General features: G+C 56.3%; 15 protein-coding genes. 4 read left to right on the top strand and 11 right to left on the bottom strand.

The window, feature by feature from the left end:
• The first annotated feature begins 56 nt into the window (after positions 1–56).
• Positions 57–1,532 (top strand): GH39 family glycosyl hydrolase, encoded by a 1,476-nt coding sequence (locus tag VEV40_RS08510; protein WP_324831594.1) that lies wholly within the window; start codon positions 57–59, stop codon positions 1,530–1,532.
• Positions 1,533–1,775: 243 nt separating this feature from the next.
• Here VEV40_RS08510 and VEV40_RS08505 read toward each other — a convergent pair whose 3' ends face one another.
• The 4 genes from VEV40_RS08505 to VEV40_RS08490 all read right to left on the bottom strand — a co-directional run bounded on the left by VEV40_RS08505 (position 1,776) and on the right by VEV40_RS08490 (position 4,988).
• A complete protein-coding gene (locus VEV40_RS08505; RefSeq protein WP_324831592.1) occupies positions 1,776–2,552 on the bottom strand; it encodes a GvpL/GvpF family gas vesicle protein in 777 nt (258 codons plus the stop codon).
• Between the two features lie 295 nt (positions 2,553–2,847).
• Positions 2,848–3,411, bottom strand: a complete 564-nt coding sequence (locus VEV40_RS08500; RefSeq protein ID WP_324831591.1) for a hypothetical protein — start codon at positions 3,409–3,411, stop codon at positions 2,848–2,850.
• Between the two features lie 47 nt (positions 3,412–3,458).
• Positions 3,459–4,010 carry a peptide deformylase gene (gene def / locus VEV40_RS08495; RefSeq protein ID WP_324831589.1) on the bottom strand — a complete coding sequence of 184 codons (552 nt, stop codon included), beginning with the start codon at positions 4,008–4,010 and terminating at the stop codon, positions 3,459–3,461.
• A 3-nt stretch (positions 4,011–4,013) separates the two neighbouring features.
• Positions 4,014–4,988, bottom strand: coding sequence for a KpsF/GutQ family sugar-phosphate isomerase (locus tag VEV40_RS08490; protein ID WP_324831588.1), 975 nt, complete (start codon positions 4,986–4,988; stop codon positions 4,014–4,016).
• Between the two features lie 121 nt (positions 4,989–5,109).
• On the opposite strand from VEV40_RS08490, the gene VEV40_RS08485 reads away from it, so the two are divergent.
• Both VEV40_RS08485 and VEV40_RS08480 read left to right on the top strand, forming a co-directional pair.
• Positions 5,110–5,763 (top strand): TlpA family protein disulfide reductase, encoded by a 654-nt coding sequence (locus tag VEV40_RS08485; protein WP_324831586.1) that lies wholly within the window; start codon positions 5,110–5,112, stop codon positions 5,761–5,763.
• The gene (locus tag VEV40_RS08480; protein ID WP_324831585.1) at positions 5,763–6,263 is read left to right on the top strand and encodes a protein-disulfide reductase DsbD domain-containing protein; all 501 of its coding nucleotides are present in this window, start codon (positions 5,763–5,765) and stop codon (positions 6,261–6,263) included. The genes VEV40_RS08485 and VEV40_RS08480 overlap by 1 nt, the downstream gene beginning before the upstream one ends.
• A gap of 112 nt (positions 6,264–6,375) precedes the next feature.
• Here the strand turns inward: VEV40_RS08480 and gltX are convergent, their stop codons facing one another.
• The 4 genes from gltX to ispD form a co-directional block, all read right to left on the bottom strand.
• Entirely contained in the window at positions 6,376–7,788 is a 1,413-nt protein-coding gene (gene gltX / locus VEV40_RS08475; RefSeq protein WP_324831583.1) for a glutamate--tRNA ligase, read from the bottom strand.
• A 69-nt stretch (positions 7,789–7,857) separates the two neighbouring features.
• The gene (locus tag VEV40_RS08470; RefSeq protein ID WP_324831581.1) at positions 7,858–8,115 is read right to left on the bottom strand and encodes a hypothetical protein; all 258 of its coding nucleotides are present in this window, start codon (positions 8,113–8,115) and stop codon (positions 7,858–7,860) included.
• Between the two features lie 188 nt (positions 8,116–8,303).
• Positions 8,304–8,915 carry a 2-C-methyl-D-erythritol 2,4-cyclodiphosphate synthase gene (gene ispF / locus VEV40_RS08465; RefSeq protein WP_324831580.1) on the bottom strand — a complete coding sequence of 204 codons (612 nt, stop codon included), beginning with the start codon at positions 8,913–8,915 and terminating at the stop codon, positions 8,304–8,306.
• A 20-nt stretch (positions 8,916–8,935) separates the two neighbouring features.
• Positions 8,936–9,661 carry a 2-C-methyl-D-erythritol 4-phosphate cytidylyltransferase gene (ispD, locus tag VEV40_RS08460; RefSeq protein ID WP_324831578.1) on the bottom strand — a complete coding sequence of 242 codons (726 nt, stop codon included), beginning with the start codon at positions 9,659–9,661 and terminating at the stop codon, positions 8,936–8,938.
• A gap of 114 nt (positions 9,662–9,775) precedes the next feature.
• Here ispD and VEV40_RS08455 point away from each other — a divergent pair, with 114 nt between their 5' ends.
• The gene (locus VEV40_RS08455; protein ID WP_324831576.1) at positions 9,776–11,137 is read left to right on the top strand and encodes a glycoside hydrolase family 27 protein; all 1,362 of its coding nucleotides are present in this window, start codon (positions 9,776–9,778) and stop codon (positions 11,135–11,137) included.
• 156 nt (positions 11,138–11,293) lie between these two features.
• On the opposite strand, the gene guaA is transcribed toward VEV40_RS08455, so the two are convergent.
• Genes guaA through leuS form a run of 3 tightly spaced genes read right to left on the bottom strand, consistent with a single transcriptional unit; the run spans position 11,294 to position 16,433 of the window.
• Positions 11,294–12,844, bottom strand: a complete 1,551-nt coding sequence (gene guaA / locus VEV40_RS08450) for a glutamine-hydrolyzing GMP synthase (RefSeq protein WP_324831574.1) — start codon at positions 12,842–12,844, stop codon at positions 11,294–11,296.
• 8 nt (positions 12,845–12,852) lie between these two features.
• Positions 12,853–13,782, bottom strand: a complete 930-nt coding sequence (locus VEV40_RS08445; RefSeq protein WP_324831573.1) for a hypothetical protein — start codon at positions 13,780–13,782, stop codon at positions 12,853–12,855.
• The gene (gene leuS / locus VEV40_RS08440) at positions 13,782–16,433 is read right to left on the bottom strand and encodes a leucine--tRNA ligase (protein WP_324831572.1); all 2,652 of its coding nucleotides are present in this window, start codon (positions 16,431–16,433) and stop codon (positions 13,782–13,784) included. Before leuS ends, VEV40_RS08445 begins: the two co-directional genes overlap by 1 nt.
• Between the last annotated feature and the right edge of the window lie 5 nt (positions 16,434–16,438).

The following is a 16,438-nucleotide window of genomic DNA, read 5'->3' as shown; positions in this document are numbered from 1 at the left end:
ATCACAACTGCTTCGCGACAACCTACGTGTTGGCAGAGAGGGAGTAGGAAATGAACTTGACTTCGAAATTCGCACGCTTGTTCGGGCTCGTGACTCTCGTCGTTCTGGTGTTAGTTGTCATTGGCTGGCTGATTGCACACCCACGGCCGACACCTGTGAAGGTTGACTTTAAGAACCGCGCCGGCGGGGCCGTTGTCTCTCCGTTGTTATTCGGTTCTGGTGGAGTTGGCACTACGTTGTCGGACTCGAATGGAATCGGCCTGATTACCTCGATCAACATGCTTGGAAACCGTATCTTTGTGCAGGTCAATAGCCTGTACCCAACATCGACGACGACGGTCGACTATTCGGCACTAGACGCGCAATTACAACGCGCGACCCTCAATGGTCTGTCGCCGCTGGTCGTGATCCAGGGCACGCCGTCAGACCTCGGCACAAGTTCGTGCGCGATGCCGTCAGACGTCAACGAATGGGCACGACGCGCGGCCTCCGTGGCAGCTCACATTCACTCTCAGACTGGCGGCAAAGAGGCGGGTTTCGAGATCTGGAACGAACCCGACGCCAGCAATTCGTTCTGCGATTCAGATCCATTGAACAATTATTTGAAGATATATGCGGCTGCCGCACCCGCCTTGAAACAGGCGGCTCCAGTAAAGGTCGGCGGCCCGACTCTCGCGTCACCGGGGCCGCACGACAGTACGTGGCTTCCTGCATTCCTGAGTAACAGCGGTACCGCGCCATATGTTGACTTTGTAAGCTTTCATCTCTATATCAGCGGGTCACCTGATCTGCCGAACATGACGTGGGACCAGCTTTATTCAAAGACACAAGACCCGACCGGTGGCCTGTCTTACTATTATCGCGATGTCGAGAAATATACGCGCGCTGGGTCACAACCAAACGCTGCGACTACACCGATTTATGTCAGCGAGTACAACGCCAACTATGCATTTTCCGGAAACTGCTGTCAGAACGACAATGTTTACGGCGCACTGTGGAATACGGTGGCGGCGGTTGACTGGCTCAATACGGTCAATGATGGCGCGAAGGCAGTGCCGACACGAATCATTTATTTTGCCAGTACAAACTCTGCGAACTACTTTTGCCTTCTTGGAGCGCGAGACGATGCGATGGACTGCAAGGCACCTGCGGCTGGTGAACCGTTTGTCCCATACCCACAATATCAGGCTTACCAGTTATTTACGTCGCCGAGCTTTTTAAACCTCGAGGCGACAGGTGCAAACGTGGTTGGCACACCCATAGTACCAAGCGGGTTGTTGGCGACAGCCTTCTACACCTCGACGGCTGACGACGTCGTGTTAGTGAATCCGACTAATAGCGCATACCGAGGCGTTCCGGTAAATCTGGCGAACTTAGGCCTTTATGCTGGCGTGACTGGTCAATTGTACGTAATGGCGAACGGAATCCTCGTCAGAAAGCCGATGTCGCTCGATGCAGGATCAGTCGACAGCGTGACCGCGGTGATCGATTTGCCTCCGTACTCAACGGTAGCCCTGGCGCTTAGTCAATGAATGGTGTCGTCAACGGGTCGCGATGCCGTGGGATTTGGCAGAGGTCTACTACCCGTCACACTGTCCACGAAGGTGAGTGGAGAAATTCCGCAAAAGCTGCTCAATTTCTCGTAAACCATCCAGTGGTTCATGCGTCTTTAGGAGTAGAGGCTGCGCGGATTTGGCTCCGTCGTACCTCTTGCTCCAGAAAAGAAAAGCCCCGGCGGTTCGTGGGTCCGCTGGGGCTTTTGACACTATTTGTCGCTACGCCTGTGCAATTGGAGCGACATGATGAGTGGTAGCATGTCGTGTTGTCAGCCGGTGAACGAAATGATACGGCGGCCAGGGCCCTGAGAGTTGCATCTGGCAGTCCTTCATCATCTGGCTCGCGCTTGAATATTTATTTTGATACCGCTCGACGCATTTGTTGTCGATCAGATGCGCGATGTCGAGCAGCATCTTGCCCGAATCGGTGCGGCGGCAGCTGACTTCCTCGGCCAGCGGCGCGAACATCCGGTGCATCTGGACGGAGACGGCGCGGGCCTTGGTCTGGCGCTCACGCTGGCGTGTCGCGTTCTCCCTAAGCTGCGCGAGGTATTCTCTGCCCGTCTCGGCGTTTCCGTGGGGATGGAGGCCGTAGGCGCGTAGTTGTTCCCGGCAGCAGTCGTCGAGCACCACCTTCAGGTGCATCTCGGCCTTGCCGCGCAGGCGGTCAATGTTGGTGAGGAACTGGCGCTGATTGGAACGCACAGAGCGACGAAGGCTTTCGTCGTCCGTGAAAACGGTTCCAAAACGGAATGGAAGAACAGTCGAGCTTTTGAAGCAATCGGCAATCACGCGAGCGTGCTCAACGGCGGCCCGGTCATTCAAATTGTCTTCGGAGGAGTGTTCGCTGACGATAACGGCTAAATCACTGGCGGGGTAGAGGAAAACCTGATTTCCGGCTATGCCCGACACCGTTTCCATCGGAATTGGTTTGCGGTGGCGAAGCAGTTCAGGGAAGGCTTGTTTCTCGGCAATGCAGTAGGCATACCATGCCATAGAGAATCACTCCATAATGCTGGCATTTTTTACGTTGGATTACATCGGCATCTTTGTGAAACGACTGCATGTTCGTTCTGGAGTGTCCGTTTTGCCACGAACTACCCCGAACTGACACGTATCCTAGTCCCTCGGAGTGAGAACTGGCAAATGTTTCCTCAAAGTGACAGAAAAACGTGAGCAATACTCCCTAATTTGGTTTTCACATAATTTCCAGGTTGATGGATAATATCAAAATCTATGATTTGCAGTTTTCACTTGTCTTTTCAGAAAGATAGGGCAAATTCCAGAAGTTTCAGTGACGGCTTACAAGCAGATAAATGACCAGCGTAATGAGGATAACTAATAGAACGGCGATCGCTGTGCCCACGATGCGGATTAAGTGATTGAGAGACCTAACTTTATCGGCCAGACCGGTTTGTTCGACTGCGCTGCGCTCCATGGTTTCGCGCAGCAGAGTGATCTGGTCCTGGACGCGCTGCAGTTCAACGCTCTGATCCAGTACCTGGTGATGAAGATCGCGATGGCTGGATTGGATTTCCGCCAACCCCTCCTGTAACTCTTCCTCAGCCGCAGCTTGTGAATTGCCCGTGCCGCCTGCCAGATAAAGCAGTTGCGCTACCGCCTGCGCTGCGCCGTGGTCAACCAGACGCAGACCTCCGGAAAGAATAGGCAGCAGCGGCTTCAGTTTTCCAAGACTCTGCAGAAATCCCGCGCGCGGCTTTTTCGCCGGAACAAGAGCAACTTCATCTGCAGGAGGCTTCGGTTCCGCCTCGGGCACTTTTTTCTGTGCGATTTCGATGAGGCGGTCGCCGGCGATTTCGTGTGGTACTTTCGGAGGTGCTGGGGCGTCTGGCATTGTCACCATGTTCTACCACATGGGCTGCGGGCGCAATTCCCGGGCAGCTATTTCTTCTGGCTCTTCTGGTAGTTTTCGAGCGTCGAAAAGCTTTCGCTCCTCATGCGATCGATATAGATGCGTCCGTCCAGATGGTCAATCTCATGCTGCAGAATACGCGCGTACCATCCGCTGGCTTCAATCGTTCGCGGCTTGCCGCGCTCGTCGAGACAGATGACGCGGACTTTCCGCGCCCGCGGAACGACGGCCATGAATCCGGGCAGACTCAGGCAGCCTTCATGGAAGGCCACGTCCGGCGGCGCAAGCAACTCGATTTGCGGATTGATAATAACGTGAAACTCGACTGGCTTGCGTTCGCGCTCTTTCAGGTCAGCTTCGCTGACGTTCTTGTGATACTCAGCCCGGTCTTCGATCACAGCAAACTGTAGCGACTCTCCCACCTGCGGCGCTGCCAGGCCCACGCCGGGAGCGTCATGCATGGTGTCGCGCATCCATGCGATAAGGTCCTGAATTCTGGCGCTGCGGATTTCATCAGGATCAAGTGCGCGTGCCTTCCTACGCAAAATAGGATCTCCGACGTTGACGATTTTCAGAAGCATCTGCTAAATCAGCTCCGTTTCCCATAGATCGTGTAGGTGGACGACGCCCTGAATTCGCCGCTCACCGTCGATGACCACGAGGGAGGTGATTTTTTTCTCTTCCATGACGTTCAGCGCGCGTACTGCCAATTCTTCAGCGCCGATCGTCTTTGGAGAGAGATTCATGGCCTCGCCCGCGGTCTTTTCCAGAACGTGCGAGCCGTCGCGTTCAAGCAACCGGCGCAGGTCGCCGTCGCTGATGATGCCGGCCAGCTTGCCCGCGTCTTCCACCGTCGTCATGCCGAGACCCTTGCGCGACATTTCATAGATGACTTCGCTCATCGGTGTACTAAGCCCGACACGCGGAATCGCGTCGCCGGAGTGCATAAGGTGATGGACGCGCGACAGCTTCTTCCCTAGCTTGCCGCCCGGATGCAGATCGGCGAAATCTTCAGCGCGGAAGCCTTTGCTCAGTGAAACGGCAATGGCCAGCGCATCCCCCAGCGCCAGCATGGCAGTGGTAGACGCGGTCGGCGCCAGGCCCATGCCGCAGGCCTCCTGCGGAACGCTGCAATCGAGCGCCACATCGCTGGCAAGAGCGAGCATCGATTTCAGGTTGCAGCAGAAGCTGATCAGGGCATCGCCAATCCGCTTGATCGTAGCCAGAAGCCGAAGAATTTCCTCCGTCTCGCCGCTGGCGGAAAGCGCAATGACCACGTCGCCACGCGCGACCATGCCGAGGTCGCCGTGGACAGCCTCTGCCGGATGCAGGAAAAGTGCTGGACTTCCGGTAGAACTCAGAGTGGCGGCGATCTTCTGCGCAATGATGCCGCTCTTGCCCATGCCGGTGACAACAACGCGTCCGCGCGACTGTCCGCACTGGACGATGAGGTCGACGGCCTTCTCAAAATCAGCCGCCATCGGGCCTTCGAGCCGGGCGGCGAGGTGCCGCAACGCTTCGGCTTCAATGCGGACGAGTTGTGCCGGTGTGTGTGCCATTGTGTAACCAAACATTTTGGATGGTATCAAACGTGTTGACTGAGTGCGCACGAGGAGATTCCTGTACCGTGCTCGCGCGCCCGTGTCCCTATAAAATATGAATCATAAGGAAGGCTTTGGTTTGAAACGCAATCATCTGGTCCTGATTCTGGTTATCGTTGCTCTGGTGCTCATGGTATGGGCGGGCGTGGACAACTACCGCCGTCGCAAAGCCGACGAGGCAAAGCTGCGCGAGCTGCAGGCCGTGCTGACGCCTGTTGCCCCACCTGCTTCCACTGATACAGATGTTCCTCCGGAAGAGGAGAAGTCGCCGCTCGAAGGCAAGGCGGCTCCGGCCTTCACTCTCGAGAATCTGCAAGGAAAGAAAGTGTCACTGGCCAGCTACAAGGGCAAAGCCGTCCTGGTGAATTTCATGGCCACCTGGTGCGCTCCCTGCAAAGTGGAGACGCCTTGGCTCATCAAGCTGCGCGACCAGTACGGTCCACAGGGCTTTGAGGTGCTGGGCATCTCGACCGATGACCTCGATAAAGACGACAAGAAGCAGAATGCGCAAGACAAGGCCGACATCGCCAAGTTCATCAGCGATATGCACATCGACTATCCGGTGCTGATTGACGGCGATTCCATCTCGCATCCCTATGGCGGAGTTGACGTGCTGCCGACGTCGTTCTTTGTCGACCGCAGCGGCAAGGTGATTGCGTACACCGTGGGCCTGCATGATCGCGACGAGCTTGAGAGCAATATCAAGAAAGCGCTCGCGAGCGGAGGAGCATAATGCGTCGCGTGTGGAGTGTTTTTCTGGCAGGCGTGTTCTGCCTGGGCCTGTCATGCGCCGTCGCGCAGAAGCTGGCATGGCAGACTGAGTCCAAGCCTAACGACCATCAGCTGGTGCGGTTTCTTTACCCGGAGCAGGTCACGCTCCCGGCTGGCAAACCTAGCATAGTGGAACTGCATTTCCGCGTGAACGACGGATTGCATATAAACTCCCACACGCCGCGTGAAAAGAGCCTCATCCCAACGCAGTTGATGGTTGAAGAACCAACCGGAGTAAATGTGGCCAGCATAGATTTCCCCGCAGGCGCGGACTATTCGCCGGCGTTCAGTCCCAGCGACAAATTAAGCGTATATACCGGCGAATTTATTTTGCGCGCGCATGTTACGGCGCAGCGCGGCGACCATCTGGTGCAGGCTGCGTTGCGATATCAGGCTTGCGACGCCCATTCCTGCTATCCCCCAAAGACGGCCCCAGTTGCGGTTAGCGTGATTGCCAGGTAATACCCACCCTTCAGCGATGTCATCCTGAGTGTAGCGAAGGATCTGCTTTTCGTTTCGGGCTGCACAACAATTAGCTCTTGATTGGAATTTGCCCGCATTCAGCAACCCAGGTTTACTGAATACCCTGAGCAGCCGCCAGGCGCTTCACCACACGCTCTTTTCCCAAATTCACCATCACGGCAAACAAACTCGGCGCTACGGCCTGCCCGGTAAGCGCGACGCGCGCGCCGTTGATGAGCGCTCCTGCCTTCACAACCTTTTCTTCAGCAAAGGCGCGGAGAACTTGCTCGGTGGACACCTCGGTAAACTTCGCCAAAGTTTCGTAGCGCGCTGCCAGTTCGACAAGCAGGGCGCGCACCGCATCCACTTTCAGAAATTTAGTAACGGCAGCCGGATCGTAGTCAAAGTCGTCGCTGAAGTAAGCTCGAAAGGCTGTGGCGAAGTCTTTTAGCTTGCGCGCGCGGGGCTTGACAAGATCGATGGTCGCCAGCACTTCATCTTTCGTGCGATCTGATTTAAGTTGTGCCTTTGCCCACTCTTCTTCAATCAGCGGGAGCAGTTTTGCTGGGTCATAGGCGCGGATATATTCGGCGTTGAACCAGGCCAGCTTGTCGTTATCAAAGACCGCATTTGATTTCGAGATGCCATTGAGCGAAAAAAGGCTGATCAGTTCGTCAGAGCTGAAAATCTCGCGGTCTTTCTTTGTCGCTCCTGGCGTCCAGCCAAGCAGGGCAAGAAAATTCCGGAATGCCTCGGGAACAATACCCATTTCCTTATAGGCGATGACGCTGGTAGCGCCGTGGCGCTTGGAGAGCCGCGATTTGTCCGGTCCGAGGATGAGCGGCACATGCGCGAAGACAGGCATGTCCACCCCAAGGGCGCGATATTGGAGCACCTGCTTGGGCGTGTTCGAAATATGGTCCGCGCCGCGAATGATGTGCGTGAGACGCATATCGATGTCGTCGGCAACCACGCTGAGGTGATAAGTCGGAATCCCGTCGGAGCGGAGCAGCACGAAGTCTTCGATCTCAGCGTTTGAGAATTCCACCTCGCCGAAGACCGCGTCATTGAAGCTGGTCGCGCCGCCTTCGGGGACGGCAAAACGCACGGCGCAGGCTTCTCCCGCAGCTTTGCGCGTGGCGGCGACGGCTGCGTCGATCTGGCGGCAGCGGCGATCATACATCGGCGGACGCTCCAGCTCTTCTTTAGTGCAGAAGCAGTAATAGGCATGGCCACCGGCAAGCAGTTTTTGCGCCGTCGCGCGGTAAAGGTCAAGCCGCTTCGACTGGTAAAACGGGCCTTCATCCCAGTTCAGGCCGATCCAGCGCATCCCTTCGAGAATGCCTTCAACCATTTCTTCAGAAGAGCGTTCGAAGTCAGTGTCTTCAATGCGCAGGACGAAGGTTCCGCCGAAGTGGCGCGCGAAGAGCCAGTTGAAAAGCGCAGTGCGGGCGCCGCCAACATGGAGATAGCCGGTGGGAGAAGGCGCAAAACGGACGCGAGGTTTGCTTGCTGTATCTGGCATCTAAAGTGAAGGTTTTCACTCTGATGCTACGGGACTCCGCGACAGTTCGCCAAATGGCTCTGCTTATGCTTAAGACTGCGGTGGATAGCCAGGCGCCTGCCATACGTTTACATACTGCGGAGTCACCTTCCATTGCGCGAACACAAGGACATAAAGCAGCACAATGTTGACCAGCGGAACGACCATAAGAATGCCGAGAAAAGCAGGGAAAGCGGCCTTCTTGAAGATCATCCAGTAAGGGATGATGACGATGAGTGAACCGATAAGAATAAGGATCGGCAGGAAGACCATCATGACCTGAAGCGCATGCATCTGATTCTGGTCCATTGGAGCAGCCTCGCAGAGTAGAATGCGCTTCAGCGTACAGCATATTTCCTCATTTGTATTTCTACGAGTCTCTGATTTAAGTGCATTGTCCCGTAAGGGCACGGCTTCAGCCGTGCCGCGCAAATTGCTCAAAAATCAGTTGGGCTTTAGCCCCTTAGGTAACGCTTTTGAGCTTAGTCAGAGCCTTTCTAAGTAATATCTTCGGTATCGAAGGGCGTTTTGTGGACGGCGGGAGCGCCATGCACCTGGCTCACCAGGTCTCTCACCACGTCTTCCAGTTGCTTCTGGTTTTCAATGACCGCAGTCATGCTTTTCAGCTCGGTCGGATCCTCGACCTGTTCCAGCAGCACCACGGCATGGGCCTGGGCCACATGGTCCGCGCCTAGCCCTTCGGGTGTTTTTGCCTTGACCCCCACAGCGCCCGGTTTTACGTCGAGCAACTCAGCCACGCGCTCACGAAGGTCGCCGGCAATGGGCGAGATTTTGGGGGCGGCGAGAATGAGCGTCGTATCCACGTTGACAATCCGATAGCCCGCATTCTGAATTTCTTCGAGGGCCAGATTCAGGAAGATCGAGGAGTCGGCGTTCTTCCAGCGCGGATCTCCCGGCGGGAAAAAGCTGCCGATGTCTCCGGCGGAAACCGCGCCCAGCAGTGCGTCGGTAATGGCGTGCAGCAGCACGTCGCCATCGGAGTGGCCGGCGAGGCCCTCAGGATGCTTGATGGCGAGTCCGCCGATTTTCAGCGGCACGCCGGGTTTAAAGGCATGTGAATCCCAGCCAAATCCAATGCGCATGTTCATGGTGGTCTCTTTCTACTGTACTAACGATGCGAGGCGGTCAGGTGATTCAGGTAAAACTCCGCCAAATCGAGATCGCCCGGCTGCGTAATTTTCAGGTTCGTCGGAGATCCCGGCACAACGGCAACCAGCACGCCGGCGCGTTCTACGATACTGGCTTCATCTGTCCCAACGAAGCCGTCAGCCGTGGCCTCGGCAAAAGCGCGCTTGAGCAGACCACAGCAGAAGCCCTGTGGCGTCTGCGCTTGCACAATGTACTCCCGCGGAATGGTGGCGGTGATAATGGCCCCATCGGCAGTGCGTTCCACCTGCTTGATGGTGTCCACGGCAGGCAGGCCGACAATGGCGGCGCTGTGCTTTTCCACTGCTTCGATGGTGCGCGTGATGGTGGCGGGATCAATTAGCGGGCGCACCGCATCGTGGACGAGAACAATATCGTCATCCGCGCAGGGCAGCGCGTTGAGCGCGTTGGCGACGCTCTCTTGTCGCGTATCGCCGCCAGTGACGATGCTGACTTTGCCGGAGAAGCCGTGCTCCGCGACCTGGGATTCGACGCGCTCGCGTTCATTATCGCGAACAGAAACGTACATCGCTGCGACCTGCGGCACTTGTGCAAAGACGCGCAGGCTATGGATAAGGATAGGCACGCCCGCCAGTTCAAGAAATTGTTTGGGTGCGGACGAAGCGTGATGGCCCACAGCCATGCGCGTGCCCAGCCCTGCTGCTGGAAGAATGACGAAAACCCGCATAAACATTGGAGTATACAGGAAAGCTATCGAGCATTGGCTGGACGCAGCCGAAGCTGCCCGGCTTTGAAGTACACTGGGACGGCTTCTTGGAAACGTTCTCACCGAGGGTTTGGTATGACACGTCTGCTTCACTGCTGTGCGTTAATATTCACAATATTCGCGGCGCCTGCGCTTCTCGCGCAGAAGAGCGCCACTCTGCTGGCTCCCACCCCGCCGATGGGCTGGAATAGCTGGGATTCCTACGGTCTTACGATTACCGAAGACCAGTTCAAGGCGAATGTGGATTGGGTTAACACGCACCTGAAGCAGTTTGGCTGGCAGTATGTCGTTATCGATGAAGGGTGGTATCTGCAGCATCCGGAAAATGCAGGAACAAAGGGCGCAGACCAGGGCTACACGATGGACGCCAGTGGCAGATATCTGCCTGCTGCAAACCGTTTCCCATCTGCCGGAAATGCCGGACTGAAGCCAATTGGCGATTATGTTCATTCGCTGGGGCTGAAGTTTGGCATCCATATCATTCGCGGCATTCCAAAAGAGGCGGTGGAGAAGAACCTGCCCATCGCCGGATCGTCATTCCATGCGGCAGATGCAGCGAATACCACAGACCTGTGCCGCTGGAATCCCGACAATTATGGATTGAAGGCAAATGCGGCAGGCCAGGCTTATTACGATTCGCTCGCGAAACTCTATGCGAGCTGGGGACTGGATTTCATCAAAGTCGATTGCATCTCGCAGCCTTACGACGCTCCTGAAATCCACATGATGAGCGCCGCGCTGAAGAAAAGCGGGAGGCCGATTGTGCTGAGCCTTTCACCGGGGCCAACTCCGATTGAGCAAGCAAATGATGTGCGGAAATATGCTCAATTGTGGCGAATTTCGGACGATTTTTGGGACGTCTGGAAAAAGCCAACCGGCGATACGAGCGCTTTTCCGCAGTCATTGACAGGGCAGTTCACAAAGCTGGAGCAGTGGTCGCCCCATGTCGAGCCGGGACATTGGCCGGACGCCGATATGCTGCCGCTGGGTTACCTGGGGCCGAAACCGGGATGGGGGGAACCGCGGCATTCCCGTTTTACGGAAGATGAGGCACGCACGCTGATTACTTTGTGGTCGATTGCACGCTCGCCGCTGATTCTTGGCGCGAACCTCACCCAGATGGATGACTTTACTGAATCATTGTTGACCAATCCTGAAGTGATTACTGTTAATCAGCAATCGAGTGCGAACAAGCCAGTGATTCAGACTGCTTCTACCGTTGTTTGGACAGCGAAAGGGGAGAATGGGAAGCAGTATGTCGCCGTCTTCAATCTCGGCGATAGCGAGCAGACACCTTCCTATAGCTGGAAAGATCTTGGTTTGAGCGAAACTGGCTATGCGGTCCGCGATTTGTGGCAGATGAAGGATTTGGGCCAGCAATCTGCGCTGAAAGTCACGCTTCCGCCGCACGCTTCCGCGCTTTATTCCTTGCGATAACGGAAGCGGTCGACATCAGGCTCTTGACAGCACCCGTATACTAAAAACAGAGGAAGCCCGCCGGAGCATGGCGGGCTTTCCCTTTTTGGTACAGCGTTCGATGTATCGTAAGTAGGTTTTATTGGAGGAACTTACAAAAATCCGGGGGGGGGTTTTTTATTCCCACTCAATGGTGCCCGGCGGCTTTGACGTAATGTCGTAAACGACACGGTTGATGCCGCGAACTTCGTTCACGATGCGGCTGGAGATTTTTTTCAACACGTCGTAAGGCAGGGGCACCCAGTCGGCGGTCATGCCGTCTTCTGAATGCACGGCGCGGATGGCGCAGGTGTAGGCGTAGGTGCGCTGGTCCCCCATAACGCCGACACTCTTTACCGGAAGCAGAACGGCGAACGACTGCCATATTTGTTGATACAGTCCGGCAGCCTTGATTTCCGTTACGACGATGTCGTCGGCTTCCTGCAGCAGCGCCACTCGCTCCGGAGTGATCTCACCAAGGATGCGGACAGCAAGCCCAGGCCCCGGGAAGGGCTGGCGCTGCAGAATGTCTTCCGGCATCTGCAGGTCGCGTCCGATGCGGCGGACTTCGTCCTTGAAGAGGTCGCGCAGCGGTTCGATGAGTTTGAGCTTCATCGTATCGGGCAGACCGCCAACGTTGTGGTGGCTCTTGATCGTCTGCGACGGCCCTTTTACAGAAGATGATTCGATGACGTCGGGATAGAGCGTGCCCTGCACCAGCCAGTCGACCCCTCCGGTTTGCTGCGCGATGCGGTGCGCTTCGTCATCGAAGACGCTGATGAATTCGTTTCCGATGATCTTGCGCTTGGTCTCGGGATCGGTAACGCCGGCTAGCCGCGATAGAAACCGTCCACTGGCGTCAACAGCAACGAGGTTCAGGCCAAGCTTTTCGCGCAGGTTTTCCTGGACTTTGAAGAACTCATTCTTGCGCAGCACGCCGTTGTCGACAAAGACGCAGGTCAAGTGATCTCCAATGGCCCGATGCACCAGCACCGCGGCCACAGAGGAATCAACGCCGCCCGAAAGCGCACAGATGGCGTGACCGTCGCCCACTTTTTCGCGAATAGCCGCGACGGTGGACTGAATAAAGTGCTCGGGCGTCCAGTCCGGCTTGGCCTTGCAGATGTTGAAGAGGAAATTGCGCAGCAGCTCTGTTCCCCGAGGAGTGTGATGCACTTCCGGATGGAACTGTACTGCCCAGATATTGCACTCAGGGTTGGCGATTCCGGCGACGGCATTCGATGTCTTCGCGGTCAGATGAAAGCCGGGCGGAAGATCGAGCGCTTCATCTCCATGCGACATCCATACCTGAAGAGTAGCGGGCAAGCCAGCAAAAAGCGGAATGGACGGATCGACAATCGAGACTTCGGCGTGTCCGTATTCGCGCTTGCTGGCGGAGCGAATCTTGCCGCCGAGGTGGTGCGTAATGAACTGCAGTCCATAGCAGATGCCGAGCACAGGCTTGCCGAGATTGAGCATGGCGGGGTCTGCTTTAGGCGCGTCGGCATCATAGACCGAACTGGGGCCACCAGAAAGAATGATGCCCAAAGGCTTATAGCTTTCAATTTCTGTGAGCTTTGCCGTGCATGGCAGGACTACGGAAAACACGTTCTGCTCTCGAATGCGGCGCGCGATCAGTTGTGTGTACTGGGAGCCAAAGTCGAGGATGACGATCGAGGATGTGTCCATGTATTAGTCTACTTTGAAGTTGCCAGCGTTGGCGATGGCGTCTGCGGTTCTCTCGATAGCCGCCAGAACTGGATAAACGCCACCAGCCGGGTCACCTGGAAAAAGTCCGACGCCACCATATAGAGCAGCGTAACTACGGCCCACCAAATGTAAAGCGGCGAGCCTTGCATGACAGTTGCAAATGGAAGCGGCGTTGCCGAGAAGACCATCGCCAGCACAATAAGCGCGAGCTTGACGATGCCCATGACAAGATTGACTTCGACCAGCTTGGCCGTAAGCGAACCGAGACGCAGGCTGCGATAAAGGCTGGCAGCGACACCGCGGTCCTCAAGTAGAACAAGCAGCGGAGCGGCAGAAAAAATCCAGCTCAGCAATGCCCAGATCGTAAAGATGCCCAGCGACAGAAAGATGACCAGTGCGCAATAGAGAACGAGATTCGGCTCGGCCCCGGAGAGCGAGTAACCTGCGGCCCAGTGGATGGCAAGAAACCATCCGGCAAAACTGCCGCCGAGGGCGGCAATGCGCAGCAGTTGCAGAACAATGAGCGATAGCGGTTTCATCGGCAATGCACTGTCATAACGTCGCAGAACCAGGTTGCGGCCAATGCCAGATGCGATTGCCCATACAATCGCGAGCATTGGCAGCAACCACATCACTGCGTGCAGTACCGGAGCTTTGAGCACAGTAAAGGCGTCAGCGATTATGACAGCGGCACGCATCGGGTCCTGCAGCGAGAACTGCTCAATCCCCGCAGCTTCAAGCTGGCTGCTTGTAGTGGTGTAGATCTGAGCGCCCTCGTAGAAAAGCAGTAGAAGTGCCGGTACACCGAAGAGCCAGCGCCATGCAAGCTCTCGAGCAAGTAGAGAAGGACGCGACCAGCACTCCCCAAATGTATGAACGAGAGACTGGGTACCACGGACTGCAGGCTTGGTCGTCATCAGCCCTTCACAACGATGTTGACCAGCTTGCCGGGAACGACAATGGCCTTGACGATTTCCTTACCGGCAAGGGAGGCGCGTACTTTTGCGTCAGCTTTGACGATCTCGCGCAGTGTCTCCTGATCGGCATCCTTCGGGGCCTGCACAACGGCGCGCAGCTTCCCGTTGACCTGCACCGGAATTTCAATGGTCAGTTCAGCCATTTTGCCGGGATCAGCTTTCGGCCAGGGCGCTTTGTTGATTGCCGAAACTCCGCCAATCTGGTCCCACAATTCCGCAGCAAGATAAGGCCCGAAGGGAGCAAGCAACAGCACCAGATTTGAAATCAGGTCTCGTGCCCTAGCATCTGATGCAACGGCTGCGGCGATTGCCTCCTCGTGTTCGGCGAACAGGTTGGACAACTCCATGATCGCGGCAATCGAAGTATTGAAATGCCAGCGGCCGGCGAAGTCCTGTGTGATTTTGTAGATCGTCTGATGGAGCTTGCGTTCCAGAATCTGCGCGACGTCAGAAGGCAACTGGCTGCCGGCAGAGATTGGCTGGCACATTGCCGGTGCTGCTTTCATTACGAACCTATAGACGCGCCCAAGGAACCGGCTCACACCGGCCACACCGTCCTCCTGCCAATCTAGATCGCGATCAGGCGGCGCGGCGAATAGCGAGTACATGCGCGTGGCGTCAGCGCCGTAGCGGGCGATCATATCGTCCGGCGAAACGACGTTACCCTTTGACTTTGACATCTTCGCGCCGTTCTTGATGACCATGCCCTGCGTAAAGAGGCGCTCGGCGGGTTCGTCGTTTTGGATGAGGCCGAGGTCGCGCATCACCTTCGTCCAAAAGCGCGAATAGATGAGGTGAAGAATGGCGTGTTCAACGCCGCCAATGTACTGGTCGATAGGGAACCAGTATTGGATCGCGGCCGAATCGAACGGATCCTTGTCATTCTTCGCGCTGGTGTAGCGATAGAAGTACCAGGATGAATCGACGAAGGTGTCCATGGTGTCCGTTTCGCGACGCGCGGGGCGTCCACATTTGGGACAAGTCGCGTTCACGAATTCCGGCAGTTTACCCAGCGGCGAGCCGCCCTCCTGCGTGATCTCGACATGATCCGGCAGCAGCACAGGCAACTGGTCATCCGGAACAGGAACGATGCCGTCCTTTTCGCAATAAAGCATGGGGATGGGCGTGCCCCAGTAGCGCTGGCGGCTTACACCCCAGTCGCGTAGACGAAAAGTGATGGTCGGCTTGCCGAAGCCCTTTTCCTCAGCAAAAGCAGCCATTTTCTGCTGCGCTTCCTTATTGCCGAGTGTGTTGAATGCGCCGGAATTAATCAGCAGGCTGTCTTCTTCGGTGTAAGGCAGCATCGATTCCGGTTCAGCGTTGCCTTCCGTCTCATCCGTGCGGCGCGGCAGGATAACAATGCGAATTTCCAGCCCGTACTTTTTGGCAAATTCGTAATCGCGCTCGTCATGCGCCGGAACTGACATGATTGCACCCGTACCGTATTCGGCCACGATATAGTTGGCCACCCAGATGGGCAGCCGTTCACCGTTGAACGGATTGATAGCGTAATGCCCGGTGAAGACACCGTGCTTTTCGATCTCGCCGATGTCGCCGGATTCTCGTGCTTGCCTCTGCTGGTCTAAAAGCGCGCCGACCTGTTCGGCCAAGTCGGAATTTGCTGCTGCGAATTCCTTCACCAGCGCATGTTCAGGCGCAAGCTGGATGCTGGTTGCGCCGTATATCGTATCTATACGTGTGGTGAAGACGGTGATCTTGCTGCCGGTTGTCTCTACATTTTCAACAGCAGGCAGAACAGCCGTACCTTTATGACGCATGTGCTGATGCTCGTCATCCGGTGCACCCCTGGCGTCTTCAACGGCAAAGTCAACTTCCGCGCCTTCGCTGCGGCCAATCCAATTGCGCTGCATGGTGCGGACTTTATCCGGCCAGCCGTCGAGTTTGTCCAGGCAGTCGAGCAGTTCCTGCGCGTAATTGGTAATGCGCAGGAACCACTGTTCCAGATCGCGCTGCTCAACGATGGTGTCTTCATGCCGCCAGCAGCGTCCATTGATGACTTGCTCGTTTGCCAGCACAGTGGCGCACTCTGGGCACCAGTTCACCTTGCTCTTTTTGCGGTAGGCAAGGCCGCGCTCGAACATGCGAATGAAGAACCACTGGTTCCAGCGGTAGTAGTCTGGCAGGCAGGTCGTGACTTCATTGGCCCAGTCATAGCTGAAGCCAACGCGATTCATCTGCCGCTTCATGGCAGAGATGTTGGAGAGCGTCCACTGGCGAGGCGGCGTGTTGTTTTTGAGCGCCGCATTTTCCGCCGGAAGCCCGAAAGCGTCCCAGCCCATCGGGTGAAGCACGTTGTAGCCCTGCATCCACATATAGCGGGCGAGCGCGTCGCCGATGGAGTAGTTGCGTACATGGCCCATATGCAGTTGACCCGAAGGGTAGGGCAGCATCTCCAGAACGTAGTACTTGGGCTTACCGCTTGATGCCGGCTCGGCGGCGTAGAGGTCCGGCTGCTCGGCCCAGCGCTGCTGCCAGCACGGTTCAATCTCCGCCGGGTTGTAACGGATTTCGGGAGAAGCTCCGCCTGTCGCTGCCGTTGCAGCGGTTTCTGTGGGCTTGGTTGAAGACATACTGG

It is taken from the genome of Alloacidobacterium sp. (assembly GCF_035631355.1).
In the GTDB taxonomy this organism is placed as follows: domain Bacteria; phylum Acidobacteriota; class Terriglobia; order Terriglobales; family Acidobacteriaceae; genus Alloacidobacterium.
Note: the sequence above shows the minus strand (reverse complement) of the source record. Positions and strands in the feature narration are given on the sequence as shown.